Source organism: Butyricimonas sp. BSD2780061689_150309_C8, assembly GCF_015560935.1.
Classification (GTDB): Bacteria; Bacteroidota; Bacteroidia; order Bacteroidales; family Marinifilaceae; genus Butyricimonas; species Butyricimonas paravirosa.
This window is the reverse complement of record NZ_JADMSV010000006.1, coordinates 22704-44544: the sequence shown is the minus strand read 5'-3', so window position 1 is coordinate 44544 and position 21841 is coordinate 22704. Positions and strand designations below refer to the sequence as shown.

The 21841-nt window shown below is 45.3% G+C and carries 19 protein-coding genes; 3 read left to right on the top strand and 16 right to left on the bottom strand.

Annotated elements, in window-relative coordinates; genetic code table 11:
- Positions 1-2: 2 nt before the first annotated feature.
- From I2I33_RS07435 to I2I33_RS07425, 3 genes are read right to left on the bottom strand one after another with little or no spacing between them, the layout of a single operon-like run.
- Positions 3-776 carry a TolC family protein gene (locus I2I33_RS07435; RefSeq protein ID WP_051465622.1) on the bottom strand — a complete coding sequence of 258 codons (774 nt, stop codon included), beginning with the start codon at positions 774-776 and terminating at the stop codon, positions 3-5.
- Positions 777-794: 18 nt separating this feature from the next.
- Positions 795-1943, bottom strand: a complete 1149-nt coding sequence (locus I2I33_RS07430) for a sugar transferase (protein ID WP_087422377.1) — start codon at positions 1941-1943, stop codon at positions 795-797.
- 4 nt (positions 1944-1947) lie between these two features.
- Positions 1948-2313, bottom strand: a complete 366-nt coding sequence (locus tag I2I33_RS07425) for a response regulator transcription factor (RefSeq protein WP_027199850.1) — start codon at positions 2311-2313, stop codon at positions 1948-1950.
- 125 nt (positions 2314-2438) lie between these two features.
- Here I2I33_RS07425 and I2I33_RS07420 point away from each other — a divergent pair, with 125 nt between their 5' ends.
- Both I2I33_RS07420 and I2I33_RS07415 read left to right on the top strand, forming a co-directional pair.
- The gene (locus tag I2I33_RS07420) at positions 2439-4121 is read left to right on the top strand and encodes a PAS domain-containing hybrid sensor histidine kinase/response regulator (protein ID WP_087422376.1); all 1683 of its coding nucleotides are present in this window, start codon (positions 2439-2441) and stop codon (positions 4119-4121) included.
- Positions 4122-4171: 50 nt separating this feature from the next.
- Positions 4172-5329, top strand: a complete 1158-nt coding sequence (locus I2I33_RS07415; protein WP_087422375.1) for a response regulator — start codon at positions 4172-4174, stop codon at positions 5327-5329.
- Positions 5330-5462: 133 nt separating this feature from the next.
- On the opposite strand, the gene I2I33_RS07410 is transcribed toward I2I33_RS07415, so the two are convergent.
- The 13 genes from I2I33_RS07410 to I2I33_RS07350 form a co-directional block, all read right to left on the bottom strand.
- Positions 5463-5939: a complex I 24 kDa subunit family protein gene (locus tag I2I33_RS07410; protein ID WP_087422374.1), complete on the bottom strand. Its 477-nt coding sequence runs from the start codon at positions 5937-5939 to the stop codon at positions 5463-5465.
- Positions 5940-5956: 17 nt separating this feature from the next.
- Positions 5957-7729, bottom strand: coding sequence for an NADH-dependent [FeFe] hydrogenase, group A6 (locus I2I33_RS07405; protein ID WP_229128229.1), 1773 nt, complete (start codon positions 7727-7729; stop codon positions 5957-5959).
- Positions 7730-7786: 57 nt separating this feature from the next.
- Positions 7787-9577: an NADH-quinone oxidoreductase subunit NuoF gene (locus tag I2I33_RS07400; protein WP_087422372.1), complete on the bottom strand. Its 1791-nt coding sequence runs from the start codon at positions 9575-9577 to the stop codon at positions 7787-7789.
- 44 nt (positions 9578-9621) lie between these two features.
- Positions 9622-10011: a (2Fe-2S) ferredoxin domain-containing protein gene (locus I2I33_RS07395; RefSeq protein ID WP_087422371.1), complete on the bottom strand. Its 390-nt coding sequence runs from the start codon at positions 10009-10011 to the stop codon at positions 9622-9624.
- 25 nt (positions 10012-10036) lie between these two features.
- Positions 10037-10585 carry an ATP-binding protein gene (locus tag I2I33_RS07390; RefSeq protein WP_087422370.1) on the bottom strand — a complete coding sequence of 183 codons (549 nt, stop codon included), beginning with the start codon at positions 10583-10585 and terminating at the stop codon, positions 10037-10039.
- 267 nt (positions 10586-10852) lie between these two features.
- The gene (locus I2I33_RS07385) at positions 10853-11230 is read right to left on the bottom strand and encodes a response regulator (RefSeq protein WP_087422369.1); all 378 of its coding nucleotides are present in this window, start codon (positions 11228-11230) and stop codon (positions 10853-10855) included.
- A gap of 560 nt (positions 11231-11790) precedes the next feature.
- Positions 11791-12585 (bottom strand): hypothetical protein, encoded by a 795-nt coding sequence (locus tag I2I33_RS07380; RefSeq protein WP_087422368.1) that lies wholly within the window; start codon positions 12583-12585, stop codon positions 11791-11793.
- An 18-nt stretch (positions 12586-12603) separates the two neighbouring features.
- A complete protein-coding gene (locus I2I33_RS07375; protein WP_087422367.1) occupies positions 12604-13314 on the bottom strand; it encodes a PHP domain-containing protein in 711 nt (236 codons plus the stop codon).
- An 11-nt stretch (positions 13315-13325) separates the two neighbouring features.
- Positions 13326-13661 carry a DRTGG domain-containing protein gene (locus I2I33_RS07370; RefSeq protein WP_027199840.1) on the bottom strand — a complete coding sequence of 112 codons (336 nt, stop codon included), beginning with the start codon at positions 13659-13661 and terminating at the stop codon, positions 13326-13328.
- A gap of 41 nt (positions 13662-13702) precedes the next feature.
- A complete protein-coding gene (locus I2I33_RS07365; RefSeq protein WP_087422366.1) occupies positions 13703-15049 on the bottom strand; it encodes a [Fe-Fe] hydrogenase large subunit C-terminal domain-containing protein in 1347 nt (448 codons plus the stop codon).
- Between the two features lie 215 nt (positions 15050-15264).
- A complete protein-coding gene (locus I2I33_RS07360; RefSeq protein WP_027199839.1) occupies positions 15265-15675 on the bottom strand; it encodes an ATP-binding protein in 411 nt (136 codons plus the stop codon).
- An 11-nt stretch (positions 15676-15686) separates the two neighbouring features.
- Positions 15687-16031, bottom strand: a complete 345-nt coding sequence (locus tag I2I33_RS07355) for a DRTGG domain-containing protein (RefSeq protein WP_027199838.1) — start codon at positions 16029-16031, stop codon at positions 15687-15689.
- Positions 16032-16112: 81 nt separating this feature from the next.
- Positions 16113-19112 (bottom strand): hypothetical protein, encoded by a 3000-nt coding sequence (locus I2I33_RS07350; RefSeq protein WP_140402623.1) that lies wholly within the window; start codon positions 19110-19112, stop codon positions 16113-16115.
- A gap of 221 nt (positions 19113-19333) precedes the next feature.
- Between I2I33_RS07350 and ligA the strand changes: the two genes are divergently transcribed.
- Complete coding sequence (gene ligA / locus I2I33_RS07345) at positions 19334-21838, top strand: NAD-dependent DNA ligase LigA (protein WP_087422365.1); 2505 nt, start codon at positions 19334-19336, stop codon at positions 21836-21838.
- The last annotated feature ends 3 nt before the right edge of the window (positions 21839-21841 follow it).

Genomic DNA, 21841 nt, shown 5'->3' with positions numbered 1-21841 from the left:
GGCTATTGGTTTCTAAAATGAATATTACTGATGAGTTCAAGCTTTAAGAACATGATGTTTAATTCATTTATGATTTTCTCATATTCAATTTTTGCCACTTTCTGTGAATGTTTTAAGTCACTTAGCGACCTGTCCTTGTTGTTTTTGTTATTGATATAGTCAAGCTCCGCTACCTGATATTCTGCGTTGTATAGGGTGATGGACTCTGTTGCTAACTTTAGTAATTTCAATTGGTATTGAATGTTGCAATACAACTCGATAATTTCGTTTTTGATTTCATCGAATTTGATCTGTTGCGTGTACTCTGCATTCTTGACAAGTTCTTTTTGTTTTTTCACGTTTACCCGATGACTGAAGAACCTGTTGAAAGGAATGATGATATTGGCTCCTACGGACCAGCTATTTTGAGTTGCCCCGGAATATACGGTTGTTAAGGGTGTATACTGGCTTTCTTGATCGGTATATGTTCCGAGAATTCCATATGTGTATCCAGCCCGTACGGAAAAGTATTGCAACCAATCTCGTTTGGTTGCTTTTAAGTCATTACGGGCAGCCTCGATAGATGCACCTATTGCTTTCAGCCGGGGATTTGTTTTAGCTCCTTCAAAAAGCGAGTCCAGTGGAGGTAATTGATAGTTAATATATTCATTGGTTGTTAATGTTTGCGGAACGAAACTTTCATAAGGAAGAATAGAATCCCTTTTCTGTTTCTCTTGAGCAAGGCAAACAAAATCAGCACATAATAAACAGGCTATAATAATATATTTAGCACCCATATTTTAAAATATTGTTAATCACACATTCTCTTTTTGCACAAACGCCGTGAATGTTTTGCAAATGATCTTTATATCGTTCCCGAACGAAAAGTTGCGGGCATATTTTATATCTAGTTGTTTTCTTTCTTCTGCGGAAAGGGCTCCTTGGTCACCTCTTTTTTCTACTTGCCATAAACCGGTAAGTCCGGCGGGTGCCATGAAACGCTCGATGTATTCGTCCGTGGTTAGTAATTCCGCCTCGTATAAGGGGAGGGGGCGGTTGCCGACGATGGACATATCTCCTTTCAGTATATTAACCAGTTGAGGAAGTTCATCAATGCTATATTTACGGATGATACGTCCGACTTTGGTAATTCGGGGATCGTTCTCGAATTTGACGAAAGCATTTTTCTGTTGTTTCCGTCTGTTCTTTAATAATTGTTTTTCTGTCGTGATGAAATCATCGGCCACGAGAAGAGTCTCGTTGGTTTGATTGGAGGTTGGGGAAGTTTCGGTATGAGCCTGTTGATCTTGTGTTTCTTCCCGGTATTGATTCAAGGCCTCGAATTCCTTTAGGCGTTTGTCCGCATCCACGTACATGGAACGGAATTTGAGGAAATCAAATATGTCGTAATTACTTCCGACTCGTTTGGATTTATATATAATAGGACCTTTACTTTCGATCCGGATGGCAAGTGCCGTTACAATCAGAAACGGGGAGAGGCAAATAATTGCCGTCCCGGAAAAGAGAATGTCAAATGTTCTTTTCCACCAAGGGAGCTTGAATCTCCGGGGATTATTTTGAACATGAACTGTCGTGTGCTGTTTTATTTTAGGCAGGAAAGCCAATGTCGTTTGTAAATCTTCCGGGGTTGTGTTGATATTGACGATTTCGCTAGTGCCAGCATGAAGATAGTCCACAATATCTTCTTTTGCAATCTTCTCTGAAAGCAGTAGTAGATACGTGTTCTTCAGATCGCCTTGAGCGATGGCATTCAACCATTGTAAATCCCTTTTTTTATTGTATGATTCGACGAAGATATAGGTAGGGGATATATCTTTCTTCGATTGTTCATTGATGCACAAAATCGTTTTAATCGGGTTATTGAAAGTAATAACTTGACAATTCAGACAATGTGATATTTTGTTTATCCAGTCCGTGTTTTCCCCGATATAGTACGTGTACATATCTTTACCGCAATAAATTACGTACTCTGATCTTCAGCTCCTGCGGGTTGAAAGGTTTTAGCACGAAGTCAGAGGCTCCTGCCTCCAGCAATTCAATTCGGTCGTTACTGCTCTCCAGGCTGGATAAAATAATAACGGGTATAAAATTGAACGTGGAGCTTGCTTTTAGCTGCTTGAGGAATGTTCTTCCGTCCATTTCCGGCATATTTACGTCCGATATAATAAGATCGGGAATGTTTCCTGCGTGCATCCATGCAAGAGCTTCAATCGGATTTCCTTCCGAATGTACATTATAATCCTTGGATAGTTGGATCGTGATGACTTTCGCTATTTCAGGCTTATCATCCACTATCAGAATGTTTTTACTCATATATCACCTTCTTTTAACAGTACAAAGATACAACATTGTTACAAAATAGCCTTATTTTTGTTTGTGTAAATGTGAGAAATGTTCATTTTTTTTGTACATTTCGTCGATTTTAATCGAAATATGGAATGGGTGTATATGAAAGCCTTACGAGAGAAGAACTCGTTAGAAAGTTGTTGGCGCAAGAAAATTTGTGTCATGAGCTGCAAGGAAAAGTCGGGAAATTGCAAGAAGAGATTTTCCAACAAGCAAAGAACGGGGAGTGCGAGGGGGAAAATGAAGGTGATGTATGTGAGAATGTGGTAGTGAAACGAACAGAAAAGTTCTTGGCGGATAACGTGGTCAGGTTATCGTTAATGTTAGAGGCCGGTAACGTTTTCCCCTGGTTTGCAGATATTGTCAGCGGGAAAATCGAAATCGGGGATGAATTATTCAAGGCGTACGGCGTTGATCGAAAGGAATTTCAGGATGACTTTTTTCGTATGACCACTTTTATTGCCAGTATTTATCCGGATGATCGGGGAATTTTTGAGGCTATTTATAATAGTCTTTTGGCGGGTGAGTCGTGTAAGATTGGCCTGGAACTCCGGTTAGATTTATTAAATACCGGGGAGTATAAATGGGTGGATTTAAAAGGGGTGGCTCAGGAATTTGACGAACGAGGAAAAGTTACGAAAATTCTGGGTTTTATTGCTGATATTCAAAAAAGAAGAGATGATGAACAGGCTTTAATCGAGGCCAAGCAACGGGCAGAAGAATCGGATCGTTTGAAATCGGCCTTTTTGGCCAATGTTAGTCACGAAATTCGGACTCCGTTGAACGCTATTGTCGGTTTTTCCGAGGTGATTGCTCACACGGAAAGTGAATGTGAACGGGAAGAATATTTGGATATTGTCAAGGCGAATAGTAATTTATTGCTGCATCTGATTAATGATATTCTTGATTTATCTCGCATCGAATCCGGTAAAATGGAATTTATAGATGAGAATATACAGATGGACGAGTTGTGCGAGGAGTTACGGCAAATGCATCAGATGCGGATAAAGAATGACGTGAAGGTAATTTTCGAGCGACCCGTGGCATCTCTGACGATTGTTTCCGATTCTCACCGTTTGAGACAACTCTATTCAAATTTGATTTCCAATGCTATAAAATATACAGAAAAAGGGTCAATCACTCTCGGGTACAAGTTGAAGGGAGATATGATGGAAGGATATGTGCGAGATACCGGGAGCGGGATTCCGGCAGAAAAATTGAATAATGTATTCGGGCGTTTTGAAAAGCTGGATTTGTTGAAACAGGGCTTCGGGTTAGGGTTGTCTATCTGTAAATCCATTCTGGACAAAATGGGTGGAGAAATCTGGGTAGAATCCGAGCTTGGTGTCGGGTCTTGTTTCTATTTTTCAATACCTTATAATGGTACGTTCCCGGTTGCAGGAGAACAGAATAAACCGTTAATATTGGTAGCGGAAGATATGGATTGTAACTACGAGTTGGTCAAGGCTATACTGGAAGAGCGCTATTCCGTGCTAAGAGCGAATGACGGGATTGACGTGGTGACAAAATACGAATCGAGTAAACCGGATTTAATTTTAATGGATGTCCGGATGCCGGGATTGGATGGCCTGTCTGCGGCTGGGATTATCCGGGAATTGAATCCAACCATTCCAATTATAGTTACCACGGCCTTTGCTTTTGAAACGGATCGTGAAATGGCTCTTGCTGCCGGATGTAACGAATATATGCCCAAACCGTTAGAGGCTGAAAAGTTGAAAACTATGATTGAAAGATGTCTCGAAAATAAATTATAGTTTGTACATTTGTAACAGCGTTTACGTGCGTTAATTAAAAAATGAAGTGTATGAAAATAAATCCTGCTGAATATAAAATATTAGTGGTGGATGATGTTCAGTCAAATGTGCTGTTGTTAAAAGCTTTGCTCGGGCGAGAGGGGTTTGGTATCGTGTATGCGATGAACGGGACGGAAGCTTTGGAAAAAGTGAAAAGTGAACATCCGGATTTGATTTTGTTGGATGTTATGATGCCCGATATGGACGGGTTTGAGGTGGCAGGACGTTTGAAGGTGGAGCCGGAACAAGCTGAAATTCCGATTATATTTTTGACCGCGTTGAATGACTCGGCAAGTGTTGTGAAGGGGTTCCAACTCGGGGCGAATGATTTTATATCGAAACCTTTTCGTCGGGAAGAGCTGTTGATCCGGGTGGAACATCAACTTTCTCTGGTGGATGCCAGACGAATTATTCTACGTCAGACCGAGGAATTAAGAAAGACAATAGCCGGTAGGGATAAACTTTATTCCGTGATTGCTCATGATCTGCGCTCCCCGATGGCCTCCATCAAGATGTTGTGTAACACGATTATGATGAGTATCGACCCGCAAACCGTTCCGGGGGACGTGTTCGAGATGTTGGAAATGACCAATAAAACGGCAGAGGAAGTATTTTCTTTATTAGATAATCTGTTAAAATGGACCAAGAGTCAGTTGGGTAAGTTATCCAATGTTCCGCAACCGATAGATATGGTCGGTTTGGTTGATGGGGTTATTGAGGTGTTTAAGCCAATAGCGGAGAGCAAGTCAATTTCCTTGGAATTGAATTCAGAAGTCGAGTTTATCAATGTTATCGTCGACATCGAGATGATAAAATCCGTCGTGCGTAATTTGATTTCGAATGCGATTAAATTTAGTCATAAAGATACCGTTGTTATGGTACACGTGAAGATTCAAGATGTTGCCGATGAGAACAAGACGGGAGAGGGGAATGGTAAAGAAGTACTTGTCACCGTGTCTGATAGAGGCTGTGGGATCAAAAAAGAAGATCAAGGAAAACTGTTAAATGAGGCCACGCATTTCACGACCTTTGGTACGAATAGCGAGGAAGGCTCCGGTTTGGGCCTATTATTGTGTAAAGATTTCGTAAGCAAAAATCACGGGCGACTGTGGTTTACCTCTGAAGAAGGTATAGGTTCAAATTTTAATTTTACAATTCCAATAAAGTGATTTTGTCTGGGACAAGATCAGTTGCAGGTTACAGGTTAGCAAGTTACGGTTGATATTGTATGAACTTGTAACCTATTAACTTGTAACTTGCAACTAACATAAAAGGCGGTCAATCGACCGCCTTTTATGTTTCTTATTCAAATTCCTTTAGAATTTTCTCTACTTCTCCGGGGGTAACCCGTCCGTAAACTTTTTCACCGATCAGTACAACCGGGGCAAGTCCGCAGGCGCCCACACACCGCAAGCTGGTTAGAGAGAACTTCCCGTCTGGGGTAGTCTCTCCGACATTTACTTTTAGGATACGTTTGAATTCATCCAGAACTTTCTCTGCACCCCGAACGTAGCAAGCGGTTCCCATGCACACGGAGATCGGGTGTTCCCCTTTCGGGGTCATTGAGAAGAAAGAATAGAAGGTCACCACCCCGTACACTTTGGATACGGGTATATCTAGTTGACGGGCGATCACTTCCTGCACCTCTCTGGGCAGGTAGCCGATCAAGCCTTGTGCTTTGTGCAAGATGTTAATTAACTCTCCCGGTTGGTTCCCGAATTCTTCACACAGTTTTACCAGTTGGTCAACTTTGCACTTCGCTAATGTTATTTGTGTCATAATGATAACTTCGAATATTATTGTTCAATAATCTCTTTTCCTCTGTTAAAGTAGCACGTATGCAGCAAATGATGGGCTCTTTCGCTCATGGGTTTGCCCAAGAACTCTTCGTACAACGAGATGATGTACGGGTTCTGGTGGGATTTCCGGAGCGATTTTTCGCTGTCTTCCGTGTAAAGAGCCCGTGTACGTGCTTTCAACAAAGAAGAATCTCCATGGTGCAAGGGCTGACCTCCACCACCGATACATCCACCGGGGCAGGCCATAATCTCGATAGCATGGTATTGGGATTTACCGGCTCTGATTTCGTTCATGAGCTTGCGGGCATTTCCTAAACCGTGTGCCACGGCTACTTTCAATTCGAATCCGTCGACATCAATCGTGGCTTCTTTCAGATTCTCGATACCTCTGACACCTTCAAAGTTCACGTTATCCAAGGTTTTACCCGTGTGGATTTCGTAAGCCGTACGTAAGGCGGCCTCCATCACGCCCCCGGTTGCCCCGAAGATTACGGCAGCACCCGTGGATTCTCCCAGCGGTGCGTCGAAGTCTTCGTCTTCCAGTTGCATGAAATTGATATTGGTCTGTTTGATCAACGCGGCCAACTCTCGGGTAGAGATGGAGTAATTTACATCCGGGTCCCCGTTTGTCTTGAACTCGTCTCTTTCACACTCGAATTTCTTGGCCAGACAAGGCATCACGGATACCACGATGAGGTTTTCACGTTTGATACCCATTTTTTCGGCCCAGTATGTTTTGGCGATAGACCCGAACATCTGTTGCGGTGAACGGGCGCTTGACGGCATATCCAGTAAATCCGGGAATTGTTTCTCGAAGAAATTCACCCAACCCGGGCAGCAAGAGGTGATGATTGGTAATTTCACCGATTTGTCGCCATTCAGGAATGCTCCCAGACGACCCAGTAATTCGGTGCCTTCCTCCATGATGGTCAAGTCGGCCGCGAAGTCTGTGTCGAATACCTTGGCAAAGCCCAGTTTACGTAAAGCGGCCACCATTTTCCCGGTAACAGAAGTTCCTGCTGGAAGGGCGAACTCTTCACCCAGGGCGGCACGAACGGCCGGGGCGGTTTGCACGATCACGGTCTTGTCCGGATCGGCTAAATCTTTGATCAGGCGGTTCGTGTGATCCAGTTCCGTCAAGGCTCCCACGGGACATACTGCAACGCACTGTCCGCAGAAAGTACATTCGGAATCTTGCAGTGACTGGTCGAACGCGGGCATCACGACGGAGCTGAATCCCCGGTTAACGGCACCCAGCGCACCCACGGTCTGCACTTCATTACACATCATTTCGCAACGACGGCAATAAATACATTTCGTGGCATCCCGGCGGATAGAAGGGGACAGGTCAACTCTGAATTCCGTTTTCTCTCCCTCGAAAGGAATTTCCCGGATACCCAATTTAATAGCTACGGATTGCAATTCGCAATTACCGGATTTGGCACACACCAGACAGTCTGACGGGTGGTCGGACAACATGAGTTCTAGCACGGTCCTGCGGGCGTTCAGTACCCGGATCGTGTTCGTGTGTACGTTCATGCCGTTCTCGCAGCGAGTGGCACACGAGGGAGCCAGGTTCTTTCTGCCTTCAACCTCAACCACGCAGAGACGGCAGGATGCCGGGGCGTTTTTGATGCACAAATCCTTCAGGTTCATGTAGCAAAGGGTAGGTATGTCGATACCCATGTCCCGGGCTGCTTCAAGGATCGTGGTTCCCTTGGGAACACTGATCTCTCGGTTATCTATTTTTAGTGTAATATTCTCGTTCATAATAAAAACTTCCTCAACTGCCGAAGCAATTCTAAATTTTAAATTCTAAATTTTAAATTATCTCGTGCTTACTGCTTTGAACTTACATTTCTCCATACAAGCTCCACACTTGATACATTTTGCCGTGTTGATGAAATGCGGTTCTTTACGTTCTCCGACGATAGCGTCTACCGGGCAGTTGCGGGCGCAGAGTCCGCATCCGATACAGAGTTCCGGATCAATGTGGTACATCAGTAATGCCTTACATTTTCCTGCCGGGCATTTCTTGTCCTTAATGTGTGCCAGGTACTCGTCGTAGAAGTTGTCTATCGTTGATAATATCGGGTTAGGGGAAGTTTGTCCTAAACCACAAAGAGCGGTATCCTTGATCACGCGACCCAGGTTTTTCAACATATCCAGGTCTTCCATGGTTCCCTTACCTTGGGTAATTTTTTCCAGAATGTCATGCAGGCGTTTGTTACCGATACGACAGGGGGTACATTTACCGCAGGATTCTTCCACCGTGAATTCGAGATAGAATTTAGCAACAGATACCATACAGTCGTCCTCGTCCATCACGATCATACCACCGGAACCCATCATGGAACCGGATGCCAGAAGGTTGTCGAAATCGATCGGTACATCCAAGTGTTTCTCGGTCAAGCAACCGCCGGAGGGACCTCCGGTTTGTACGGCTTTGAATTTTTTACCGTTTTTGATACCGCCACCGATCTCGTAAATCACTTCACGAAGGGTAGTTCCCATGGGAACCTCGATCAATCCCACGTTATTGATTTTTCCGGCAAGGGCGAATACCTTGGTTCCCTTGGAACGTTCCGTTCCGATTTTATTGAACCAGTTAGCTCCCTTCATGATGATCGCCGGGATATTAGCCAAAGTTTCTACGTTGTTCACGTTGGTCGGGCGGTTCAGGTAACCTGATTCAGCCGGGAAGGGTGGTTTCATCGTGGGTTCTCCACGGTGTCCTTCCATGGAGTGGATCAATGCTGTTTCCTCACCGCAAACGAAAGCTCCTGCCCCGTAGCGTAGTTCGATATTGAACGAGAAATCACTTCCGAAAATGTTTTCACCCAGTAAACCGAATTCTTCGGCTTGGTGGATGGCTGTTTTCAGGCGTTGAATGGCAAGCGGGTATTCGGCGCGGATGTAAACTAATCCTTTGGTAGCCCCGATGCTGTATCCGCAGATGGCCATGGCCTCAATCACTGAATGCGGGTCGCCTTCCATGATGGAGCGGTCCATGAATGCTCCCGGGTCTCCCTCGTCGGCATTACAAACCACGTATTTCTGGTCTGCCTGGTATTTGCTCGCGAATTCCCATTTCAATCCGGTAGGGAACCCACCACCTCCACGACCGCGAAGTCCGGATAATTTGATCTCGTTGATCACTTCTTCCGGTTTCATCTCGGTGATACATTTCGCTAGCGCGGAATATCCTTCGCGGGCGATGTATTCTTCAATATTTTCCGGGTCAATGAATCCGCAGTTACGCAAGGCGATCCGCAGTTGTTTCTTGTAGAAACCCATGTGTTTCGAGTCGCTTACCGCTTCTTTCTTTTCCGGATCCTTATATAATAATCTTTCGACTTTACGTCCTTTGATAACATGTTCATTTACAATCTCCTCGGCGTCATCCGGCTTAACCTGTACGTAGAAGGTATTGTCAGGCATGACTTTCACGATCGGTCCTTTTTCACAGAAACCGAAACAACCGGTTGCGATGACCTGAACTTCGTCTTCCAGGTTTTTCTCTTTTAAACATTCTTCCAGTCTGGTAATAATCTGGTGACTGGCAGATGCTCTACATCCCGTTCCACCACAAACGAGGATATGCATTTTATAACTCATAGATTCAAGGTTTTGATTAGTTGTTCTAGCTGTCCTTTTTTGTTTTAGATTGTTTCAAAATTTACCGGAATGATGTCGGCCACGAGCTCGTCATTCTTCAGGTATTTCTGAATGATTTCTTCGGCTCTTTCGGTCGTTACATGTCCGAACACGATCGGGTCTTTCCCCGGTTTTGTGATTTCCACGGTCGGTTCCGCGTAACAGTACCCCATGCATCCCGTTTGTGTAACCACGGCAGCAATCCCGTTTTTCTCCAGGTTTTCGATAAAGTAGTTCATGGTGTCCTTACTACCCGCGGCGATTCCGCAAGTTGCCATAGCCACTTTAATCTGGATCAGGCTTTCAACCTGTTCACTTTTCTCCCGAAGATCAATCTTCGTCTGCACGTTTTCTTTGATGCGTTTGAGGTCCGCGAGTGATTTGATTTTTTCCATATAAAATGATTAAGGTTATTTTGTTTTAACTTGTTTGTGTAATCTCTTTTATGTTTTCCCGGATCATTTGTCTTAATGCCATAACGATTTCCGGGTCATTTAGAGGTACTCCCTCCAGTATCTCTTTTACTTCATTCGTGTCGAACGTGTATTTCCCTTTTTCCGTGGAATGACGGTAAATAAAGTCGATCCCGGGATTTGCCGACACGAGAATCACGATGCTCCCGGCAATATCACCCATGGGTGGTCTGTCCCAGTGTGAAAGACCGAAATTTGCCTCGATTGTGGTACCTTTTCCCGGTTTTGATTTTATTTTCAAGGTTCCTCCTGTTGCCTCTGCATTCTGTTTGAATAAAGGGATGCCCAGCCCGACTTTACGCACGGTTCTACTCGTGAAAAAAGGATCGGTAACTTTTGCAACCGTGGTTTCGTCCATGCCACACCCGTTATCTCTGATCGTGATGACAAGAGAATCTTCCGTTATATTCTCTTGCAGGTCAATTTCAACACGAGAGGCTTGGGCTCGTATCGAGTTTTGGGCAATATCTAAGATATGGTCCGATAACGTTTGCATTCAATACCTGTATTAATTACTCTATTTTTTCTTGAATGAGAAGCACACATTCTTATAGTTTTTATCTTTTCCCTATGATTTAATTTCAATCGCATGAAAAATCGTTCCAAATATAATTAATTTATCAATAGGAACAAGAGATTTGTTATCAACTTGGTATTATATAGATTGTTTCTAATGTAGAAATTATTCTGTATTGCAATTCATTGATTTTTGTGATTCGTATATCGAAAAATAGCTCTATTTCGTGCGAATTTTGTTTTATTTTCAGGAAAGGTATTTCTTCAGAGTTTCTTTTAATAAACGAGAGTCGATCGGTTTCGTAAGGTAGTCTGTACAACCGGCTTTGCTTGCCTCTTGTTTGTCGCTGTCGAAGGCGAAAGCGCTCACGACGATGATGGGGATACCTGTATTTAATTTCCGGATTTCACGAGTGGCTTCCAATCCATCCATGTTTGGCATTTTAAGATCCATAAGGATGGCGTCCGGGCTGTACTGCCGGTATTTTTGAATGGCCTCCAAGCCGTCGAGGGCATGAATGATCTGGTAATCTCTTTTCAGGATAGTCATGACTAAAAGAAAATTACTTTCGTTGTCTTCGGCAACGAGTAATTTCTTGATGGGCAATGTGTTCTGACTATCCATAGGAGTTTGTTCTTCGTGTCAAAAAATGAACGTTTATTAACGTCACAAATATAGGCATTTTTTACTAAAGCAAACCAATATTGCTTATTTTTTAATATTCTATCGATCAGATAGAAAGCAAATCAAACATTAACATTCTCCATTTTATTGATGGTCAGCATTTCAATATAATGAAACGTTCGTTTTTTGCTATAAAAAATCTTGTGGAGTTATGTCCCGGTAAAATGGGTTTTCTGATAGAATTTCTGTTTGATAGAGTTATTATTCTGTGATCAAATTGTTATAAGATACTTATTCTAGTGTTAATAATTACTATGATACTACAATAATTTTATATTTTAATAGAGGGGGAATAGGGGAGGAATGGGAGCGGAATGGGAGCGGCTCGCAATATGATAGCAGAATGATGATGTTTTGATAACATTATTTTACATTAGTTAAAATCAATTTTTTATCGAATATCGTTAAAATCATGAATGTTAAAACACGGATTTAGGGATATTTTAAGGTCATAAATGGATTTTTGTTAGATAAGTTGTTTTGAGGAATTATTTTTTCTTCTAGTCTTCCAGTTCGATTTTCCCGCAAGGTGGGGAGAAGAGGGGAATTCTGGGTTTGTTTTTTAATAGATCTTTCACGTCGTCGAGTGATAGTTTGGGGGCGGGTTCCGGTCCGGCAACTCTTCCCACTCTTCCTTGGAGGTTGTATTCTTGATAGGAGGCAGGGAGTTTGTCGTTGATGAAATCATCGAGAAGACGTTGGTGTTCGATGCTGGAATGGAGGACTCTCTCTTGTATTTTGAATAGCATATCGTGTGAGATGAAAGTGCGGAACGTGTCGAGACCTTTCTCGCAAATGCCTAGGGCAATGCCGTCCGTGAGGCAACACGTGAATCTTTTTTCTGCGTCGGTTTGCGGGTAAAAATAACTACTGTTGTGATCTACATAATGCCGGATCACGTCCATACCGGGTGTGTAGAGATTATTGGGTACTAGGTGGCGTGTGCGGTAACGACTGAAAAAGTGTCCCGTGTACCTGCTGAAAACGAGTTCTTCGGTTCTCATGTTGTAAACGGGGAATATGATGCCGGCGCCTCTGTAAGTCTCGTAAGTGGAGTAATAGTAAACGTCCGGGTTCTCCCGTTCCTTTTTGTTGTTACACGCGATGATGATATGCCATTGGTTGTGCGTGAGGGGGGATTTCCACTCGATTTGAAATGATACGGGAAATTTCTTGGCGAACAGGATTTCCCGGCGATGCATGTTGATGAAGAAATCCCTCTTGTTCAGAATTGCGGTGGTATCGCGTCTTGCCTCTTTGACGATGGTTTCCGGTGACATGGTGTCTAAAAACATAATCCTGCAAATTTTAAATTAACGGGTGATGGCTGCCCGGATGGAATCGAATGACAAGTCCGGTAGCGAGAGGTTCGTGAAAACTTTACCGATGTCGTCAACGTAATGTGCGTCGGAAGAGCGGATAAATTTATATCCGGACAGGTACGCGTTTTGTTGAAGAAATTGTTCCAGTGTCGTGTGAGGACTGAGTTCAAGAGCCTCGCATTTCAAGTCTTTGGGGACGAATCCGAGTTGAGAGAGAATGCTGAAACGGGATTTGTCGATATGGGCCGGGATGAAGATGCCGTCCAGTGCGTGGACGGTACGTTCGATCGTGTTTATATCGACATCCAAGGCCGTGATCAGGAGTCGTTCTTCTTCGTATGTGATCTGTTCTTCGGCATCCACCACGACTTGGTAACCGAATTTGTCCGGGTTGTTTTTTATATCCGGGAGGTGGAGATCGAGGAAGTGCTGGAATGCGGTAAGGCGTTCCAAGGTGGGGAAGTATGCAAGGGCGTGAACTTCTTCCGCCGTGTTGACTTCCGTCCCACAAAGAACCCGTAGCCCTTGTTGTTCGCCCAGTTGCTGGATCACGGGGGCTTGCCGGGTGGAGTTATGGTCGGAAATCCCGATGAGGGACAGGCCTTTCTGTAATGCCATACCGATGATGTTTGCGGGACTCATGTCGAGATCCCCGCAAGGTGACAGCACGGTGTGTATGTGTAGATCGGCCCGGATTTCCATGAAATTCGTGATTACGGGTGAAGTAGTTTGTACAATTGTCCCGTGATTTCGAAAGTCTGTAACGGGCTGGAGAGAATGGGGATGTTTTCGTTATTGCTTTCTTCCAGCGTATCTTCTTCCGGGAGGTGTCCTTTGACCAGAATGATGGCCGCGATTTCTTTCAAGGAGGCGATAGCCATGACGTTTTTGTGTGTTTGCAGGGTAACCCATACATCTCCTTCTTGGGCATGTCCCATGACATCACTTAGCAAGTCGGACGTGTAGCCGCCTTTAACTTCTCGTTGTAAACCTTCTTGTCCGGAACATACCGTGAGGTTTAGCTGGGAAACAATGTCTTGTACTGTCATAATTTGTAGTTTGTGGTTTTCGTGAATATATTTTATCTTGTTTATTCTCCAAATCTTTTTAATCCCCAAGTTTTTTCTGAAAGTTCAAGGGATTCTTCCGGTGTCATCAAGGCCTCGTTGCACAGGAGTTTTTGCATAAACACGCATTGATTGAGTTTCGCCTTTCCCTGAACGACATCCCTTGCCAGCGTGTGGCAGGCCGGGGCGCCGCAGGCCCCGCAGTCGATTTGCGGGAGAACGTGCATGATGCGGTTTAATTTTTCCATCTTTTCCATGGCGACAAGCATGTTTTCGTCGAGTTGTTCGATGGAACGCGGTGGGATTTTCCCACTGAGTTTACCTTGTTTGAAAAGGTAGGATTCGTATTCTTGAATGTCATCGAAATCGGGTTGCTGTTGTTCGTGTTTGCTGGCTTGCATCCGTTTGCGCAGGCGTTCGATGGTTAGGAATCGGTTGTTCACGACAAGCGCACCGCCGGCGCAGGAGTGGTCACAGGCTCGTAGTTCAAGAAAATCGATGTCCGTGAGTTCATCATTTTCTATTTTTTCGAGTATGTCGATCACGTTGTGGATCTCGTCAATGGCCAGGCAGCGACCTTCAAATTTAGAGGCCTCGCCTTCCGACAAGTCCCAGGCGATGGATTCGGGGGAGAGGTACGTGCGTTCGGTTACCGTTCCCACGGGTTGATCCCGGTGTTGCGTGAGGCCCAGTTGTATTTTGTTATAAATGAAATTCAAGTTGATAACTCCGTCGATGTTGGATTGATCGTCGCCGACCGGGCTTTTTACTGCCGCGATTTTTGCGGCGCATGGAGTGACGTAGAATATACCGACTTCATCCGGCGAAATACCCTTATCGAGATATTTTTTACGGGCGAAGATGGCTGCCAGGTCCATGGCTTGTTTTAACGGGACGATATGGTCTATCAGCGAGGGAAAACGTACCTGTATCAAGCGGACGATTGCCGGGCAGAAGGACGAGATGAAGGGACGCTCGTAAGAGTTCTTTTCCATGTAACGTTGTATGGCTTTTGCTAGGATACCCGATGCCTGTGCCACCTCGATTACTTCCGTGAACCCCATCTGGTGGAGTTCTGCGAAGATTTGTTGTTCCGTGATTTCTTCCGAGAATTGTCCGAAAAGGACTGTCGGGAGAAGGATGATCCGGTGTTTGAAATTGAATATTTGGTTGAAATCGTCCTGCTCCACGTATATCGCATGTTGCGGGCACGACTTGAGGCATTTGCCGCAGTCGACGCAAGCATTTTTGTTTATCGTCGCCAAACCACCTTTAATGCGGATGGCCTGCGTGGGGCAGAGGCTCATGCAGTGCGTGCATCCGATGCAGGCTGTACTGGCAACTTTTAAGGCGTGGTAAAACGGTTCCATGATTAATTTTAGATTTTAAATTTTAGATCCTATCGATTAAGTGATTTAATGATTTTCGATTAAGTGATTTTAATCACCCAATCATCGAATCGGCAATCACGGAATCTTTTTCATTCTAAACTTCTTTTATCTTTCAGTTTTTGTCTTTTAACTTTTAACTTGTAGAGCCGAAGGCTCAACTTGTAACCTGTAACTTTTTTAACTGCCGCGTGCGGTTAAAAAAAAGTAGTCATCGTGACTTTTGTTCCCTCGTTTACTTTGGATTCGATGGTTAGTTTGTCGCAGTTTTTCTGCATATTCGGGAGACCCATTCCAGCTCCGAATCCCATTTCCCGGACTTCGGGGGAGGCGGTGGAATATCCTTCCTGCATGGCTAGGTCTATGTCCGGTATTCCGGGCCCCCGGTCGCTGATGACGACGGTGATGACGGTGGGATCGATAGACACTTGCATGGTTCCTTCGTAAGCGTGTGCAACCACGTTTACCTCTGCTTCGTAGAGGGCAACCACGATGCGTTTCAGTACGGCGGGGTTGACGTTGAGTTGTTTCAGTATCTTTTTTACCTCGCTTGAGGCAGTACCGGCACGTGAAAAGTTTCCTCCTTCGATGTTGTAGTTGAATTCCATAATGCTTGTTTTTAATAAATGGGCTCTAGCCCTGCTTCGTACAGAAGTCCGCAGACTTTGAACATGCTCTGCTTGCTTTGTAAGATAGCGATGTTACACTCTTTGGCTAATTCTACCATATCGGGGGAGGCTTGTTTTCCTCGAACAAATAGAATGAAACTGATGTCAGACATTTCTGCCGTGCGAATCACCTGTAAGTTGGCTAGTCCCGTGATGAGGATCATCTCGCTGGTGTCTAACCGGAGGACGTCGCTCATCAAGTCGGCAGCAAAAGCGTGACGGATGACCTTGTCGAGATGGCCGTTTTCGTGAATCACCCGGGCATTTGATAACGCAGCAATTTCCTTTAGAGTCATAAGTTTGTTTTTTGATTGCTCCTAAGGTAATCAAAAAAAATCGGATTCTCAAAGTTTGGGAATCCGAATATTTTGAATCTATCAAATGGTGAAGGCCACCGAGAAGAGCATATCGACAAACATGGAGTTGTTTTTTGTTTCGTATCCGGTTCTGAAACCGATGTTTACGGGGAACGGGAGACGGAAAAAATGGGTGTCGGCCGAAATTTCCACGCCATAGGAGTGATAGGTTTTGTTCCAATAGCGATTTTTCTCCCAGCCGGTATCAAAGAAGGGTTCTGCCGTGAACCGTTTCATGTAGACAAGTGGTCCGATGTGGGCATCCGGGTACCAGAACGGCAAGGCGTAAGATATTTTCAACGTTGATAGGTTGTACCCGTAGAGAGAGGCTCCCCGGGGAGAGTAAATCTGGTTCCCGTAGTAGTTGGTTGTTTTATCCGATTTCAGTTGATGACCGAAGTAGAGCGTCCAAGAGTGATGTTTCCAGAATCCGGGAAGATACAAACGTCCTTCTGCCCATTTCGTGTTGCCGTAGTCCAATCCGTCGAATGGCGTGTGGGCGTACCCGACTTCCAAGCGTTGTCCCCAGCGGGGATAGATGTCCCGTTGACTTGTCCGGGTTTGGTTATTGAGGACAAGCCCGTAGCGCATGATCTGGAGTTTTACATCATCCGGGTTGGTGAGTACGGAGTTATACGGGTTGTTGGAAGGCAGGCTGGTCCACCGGTTGTGGTCCAACAAGTAGGAACGCCTCTGTGTTATCGAGTGTATGGCTTGAATTTCATATTTCACGTAAGGGATGATATAACGGGAATAGTTTTTCCGGGAAATGTTGAACGGGAATTGTACCGTGGCCGTTCCTTTCGTGCGTTGTGATTTATAAATGGAACGAATCGTGTCGATTTCTTGGGTTTGAACGATTTTTATCGCGTAGTCTTGCATGAAATCGTCATTGCGTCCGCTCTTGAATTCCAGCTGCAGGGTGGGCCAGAATCCTTTGTAGGTAGCTTTTACCTGCCAGTTGCCGTGTTCGTAACCTTTTCCTCTCACGAATCCCGCGGTTAGGAACAGGGTGCTTAGCTTGTTTTGCGAGCTGACGGCTAACCCGAAATCGATGTCCACGTCTTCAGCGTCCGGGAAGATGGGGCCCCAGCTATGGAAGTTGAATAGGTGGGAGGTTTTATTGTATTTCCGACTGGCGTAGGTGGAGTCGGCGGTTAGCTTGAATTGCCAGTTTTCTTGTCGTGTCACGCTGTCGGCGATACGGAAGGTCTGGGTGTCTATGGCTTTGTTTTCTAATTGGCTTATGGCAATTTTACCCGGTTTATACCCGTCGGAAGTATAGAACGAGAATAAAAGTGAATCTTTGTGTGGGGAAACGATCGGGTAGCGCAGGCCGAATTTGGAGTTAAGTATGTTCGCCCCGAATTCTTGTAGCTGGGTTTGCCGGTAGAACGAGTTGTTGGCATCGAAAGCTCCCCGGTATATAATCTGGTCGTTCACGGTAACCGGATTGTCAATCTCGTAAGGGGTGAACGCGGTGATCGGGGTACGTTTGCCCGTGTGAATATCGATGGATTCAAGGTGTTTGCCTTTCGAAGATACCACCACGGTGACGATATTGTTTTTCCCGTCATAGGAGGGATGCACGAATAGTTCGTCTCCGGAGCCTTTTACCCGGAATATTTCTTTTTGGAACGTGCGGTCAAGGATCACGATGGAGGCGTTGTCTTCTTTGTCAACTTCCACGAATCCCCAGTTTCCCTCCACGGCAAAAGGGGCATACCTGTTTTGCCGGGTGGGGTAACGGTGATATTTCTTGTGACGTATATCGTAGCTGGCGAGTACCATTTTACCCCCGTGTTCCCAGCGGGGATGGTATTTGTACTCGGACCACACGAGCGTTTCGTCCTGATAGGCAAATTTATAATCATACATGATTCCCGTTCGGGTGATGATCTCGTCTTTGTCCGGGTGTAGGATGACCAAGGCTCCTTCTTGAGCCAATCCTTCCTTGTAGGCAATGATTTGTCCGGTTGGGGTGGCTGTCGGGTAATGGTAGTTCGTGTATATCTTGTTTGTGGTCGTGATGGTATCGAATGAGTGGGGTACTTGGTCGGACTCTTGTTTCCATATTTGTTGGAGTTCGCTGAAGTTATCCCGGTAGAGCGTGCGTTTGGCATCACAATGGGTGTTGGCTTGTTTCACGCTGTCAGGATTGACGAAAAGGGACTGGAAATGACGGGATGACCAGATGGAGTCTCGTTTTTCGTTCATCGTGAGTTTGAGGCTGCGGGCAAAAGGCGTGATTCCGTAAGGACGTTTTCCAACCCGGGAGAGGGCATCTTGCCAGATACCGGGACCGTAGTGAACACGGCTGTTTCCGACCATGTAATAGCCGAGGGCGTAGTGGTTGGGAACAAAATCTTTATAGGAACCGAGTACGGCCTTATAGTAGGTGTATATTCCTTTTTCCGTGATCTGGGCTTTCATTTCGTTAAGAAATTCGGGTGAACGTCCCCGCCCGCTTTTTCCGACGGAGGTTTCGAATACCGTGGCATCTCCTTCTAGGAACCACATGGGGACATATACCCCGATGACGGCCATCGTGATTTGTTCTCCGAAGATATAGTATAATGCTTTCGTGAAACCTTGGTTTACCTTGTCGTACTGTACAACGTGGCGGAATTCATGAATACACAAGTGTTCCAGCCAAGCGTCGCTGACATCCTGCGGGGGAGCCGTGTAGAGTTCACTCTTCTTGGGGGCCCAGCCCGCGTTCCCGTTTGACACGCCACCATTCGCCCGCACGATCATGGACATCCTTTTGGGTTTGATGCCGAGGGTATTGGCGTGGGCGTATAGTTTCTCGTAAATATTTGCCAGGTATTGCGCATTATCCTCGAAGAAATCAGGGTAGATGATCTGGAAGTTATCTGTTTTGATTTGTCGCCAGCGTGTACTGCATGGGTCTTGTCCGAGATCGACAAATTGGGCTTTACCGGGAGTGACAAGTGTGAATATAAGTAATATGCCTATTGTCAGGGAATTTAAGAAAAACGAGGTATGTTTGTGTCTCATGTGTAGTAGCTTGTGGTTTATTTTTTTATAAAATTATTCCGCTAAAATAATTATTTTTTCCCACAATCTCCATCAAGAACAATTATCTTTGTACACGATGAAAAAGAGATCGAATCTCTTTTTCATCGTGGTTACAAGTTACAGGTTGTAAATTGCAGGTTATGACCTGAATACGTCTGGGATTTTAACTTGTAACCTGTAACTTGTAACTTGAAACTGTTATGGATAGAATTGTTGAGTTGAGAAAGTTGTTGGAGCATTACAACTACCTGTACTATGTGAAGAATGAGCCGGAGATTACCGATCAGAAGTTTGACGAGTTAATGCATGAGCTGGAACGGTTGGAGGCAGAGCATCCGGAAATGTTTGATCCGAATTCACCGACGCAGCGGGTGGGGAACGACACGACGAATGAGTTCGTGCAGGTGGCGCATAAATATGGCATGATGTCATTGGCGAACACGTATAGCGAGCAGGAGATCCGGGATTTTGATGAGCGGGTGCGAAAAGGTATAGGGGGAGATGACGTGGAGTATGTTTGCGAGTTAAAGTATGACGGGACTTCTATCAGCTTGCGCTATGAAGATGGGAATTTGCAGGTGGCGGTGACGAGGGGTGATGGCGTGAAGGGGGATGACGTGACAACTAATGTTCGGACTATTCGAACGGTTCCATTGCATATGCAGGGGGAGGATTATCCCGCAGAATTCGAGATTCGGGGGGAAATTCTGATGCCTTTTGCCGTGTTTAATCGATTGAACGAGGAACGACTGGAGGCGGGAGAGGCTTTATTTGCCAACCCGCGGAACGCGGCGGCAGGTACGTTGAAGTTGCAGAATTCTTCCATTGTTGCCAAGCGGCAGTTGGATTGTTATTTATATTACGTGCCGGGAGAAATCACGTTGACCCCGACACATTACGGGAATTTGATGAAAGCGAGGGAATGGGGTTTTAATATTCCCCCGTATATCGGGTTATGTCACAATATAGACGAGATTCTTGATTTTATTCACAAATGGGATGTGGAACGGAAGAATCTCCCGGTGCCGATTGACGGGATTGTGATTAAGGTGAATAGTATCAGGCAGCAGTTGCAGTTGGGATACACGGCGAAATCTCCCCGGTGGGCGGTGGCCTACAAGTTCAAGGCGGAGCGAGTGGAGACCCGGTTACTTAGCGTGGATTACCAGGTGGGACGTACCGGTTCGATTACCCCGGTGGCCAACCTAGAACCCGTTCATATCGCGGGGACTACCGTGAAACGGGCCTCACTGCATAATGAAGATATTATCCGGGAGTTGGATTTGCACCTGCACGATATGGTGTACGTGGAGAAAGGGGGAGAGATTATCCCGAAGATCGTGGGGGTGGACGTGGAAAAGAGAGTGGCAGATGCCCCGGTAATCGAGTTTATCACGCATTGTCCGGAATGTGGTACCCCGTTGATTCGTCATGAAGGGGAGGCAAATCATTATTGCCCGAACGAGGATCACTGTCCCCCGCAGATAGCCGGGAAACTGGAACATTTCGTGAGCCGGAAGGCGATGGATATAGAGGGAATGGGGGGGGAGACCATTGATTTATTGCTGACGAAAGGGTTTATTCAGGATGTTGCGGATATTTATACTCTGCCGTCCCGTCGGGAAGAATTGATCGGGTTGGAAAAGATTCTTTACCCGGAGAGTTACGTGATGACCAGTATCCCGTTGGGGAAAGTGATTTATGCTTTCGAGATCGGGATGAAGAATATATCTGCCAAAAATGCGGATGTTTTGGCAGAACATTTCGGTAGCCTGACGAAATTGGCCGGGGCCTCGAAAGAGGAGTTGATGGCTGTCGGGAGCCTGCAATTCACCGGTGATCGGGAGAAGAATATCAATAAAATGCTGGAGTATTTCCGGATGCCGTTCAACGAGTCGCTGGAGCGTTTAAAGCAGGCCGGTGAGGTGGATATGCTACCGTTGGATGTGGTAATTTACGCGTTGGATATACCCGGAATTGATTTCCATAAGGCTGAATTACTGTCTGTTAAGTTCGATTATATTTATCGTCTTTACACGGCAACACTGGATGAGATTGCGGAGACTGACGAAATGTCACGTGAGGATGCCGAGCGAGTGTATCGTTTTTTACAGGGAAAAGAAAAGTTTATCCGTAAAATGAACACGTTGAGCGTGTATCGTTTACAAGAAAAATCGGTGGATAATCTTATTGCCGGAATAGAGAAATCGAAACAACGGAATTTGCCGGAATTCATTAATGCTCTGGGGATTCGCTATATCGGGGAGACGGCATCGAGGAATCTGGCCCGTCATTTTAAGGACATCCGGAAGTTGATGGACGCGACGTTTGAACAGTTGACGGAGGTCGAGGATATCGGGGATCAGATGGCTGGTAGCGTGATCCGTTATTTCGAAAGGACGGAGAACCGGGAGATGATGGAACGCTTTTTGCAATATGGTATTAGCGGGACAATACAGGAAGAAGAGGGAGAATCCGATCAGTTGGCCGGAACAACCTTCGTGATCACGGGAACTCTTTCGCTGCCACGCGAGCATTTTAAGGCAATTATCCTGAAAGCCGGGGGAAAAGTCAGTGATTCAGTGTCTAACAAGACGACTTATCTTTTGGCAGGAGAGAATGCCGGGAGTAAAATGCAAAAAGCACAGAAGTTAAATGTAACTATTTTGACCGAAAAAGAGTTTAACACATTAATGAGTTCATAAAGA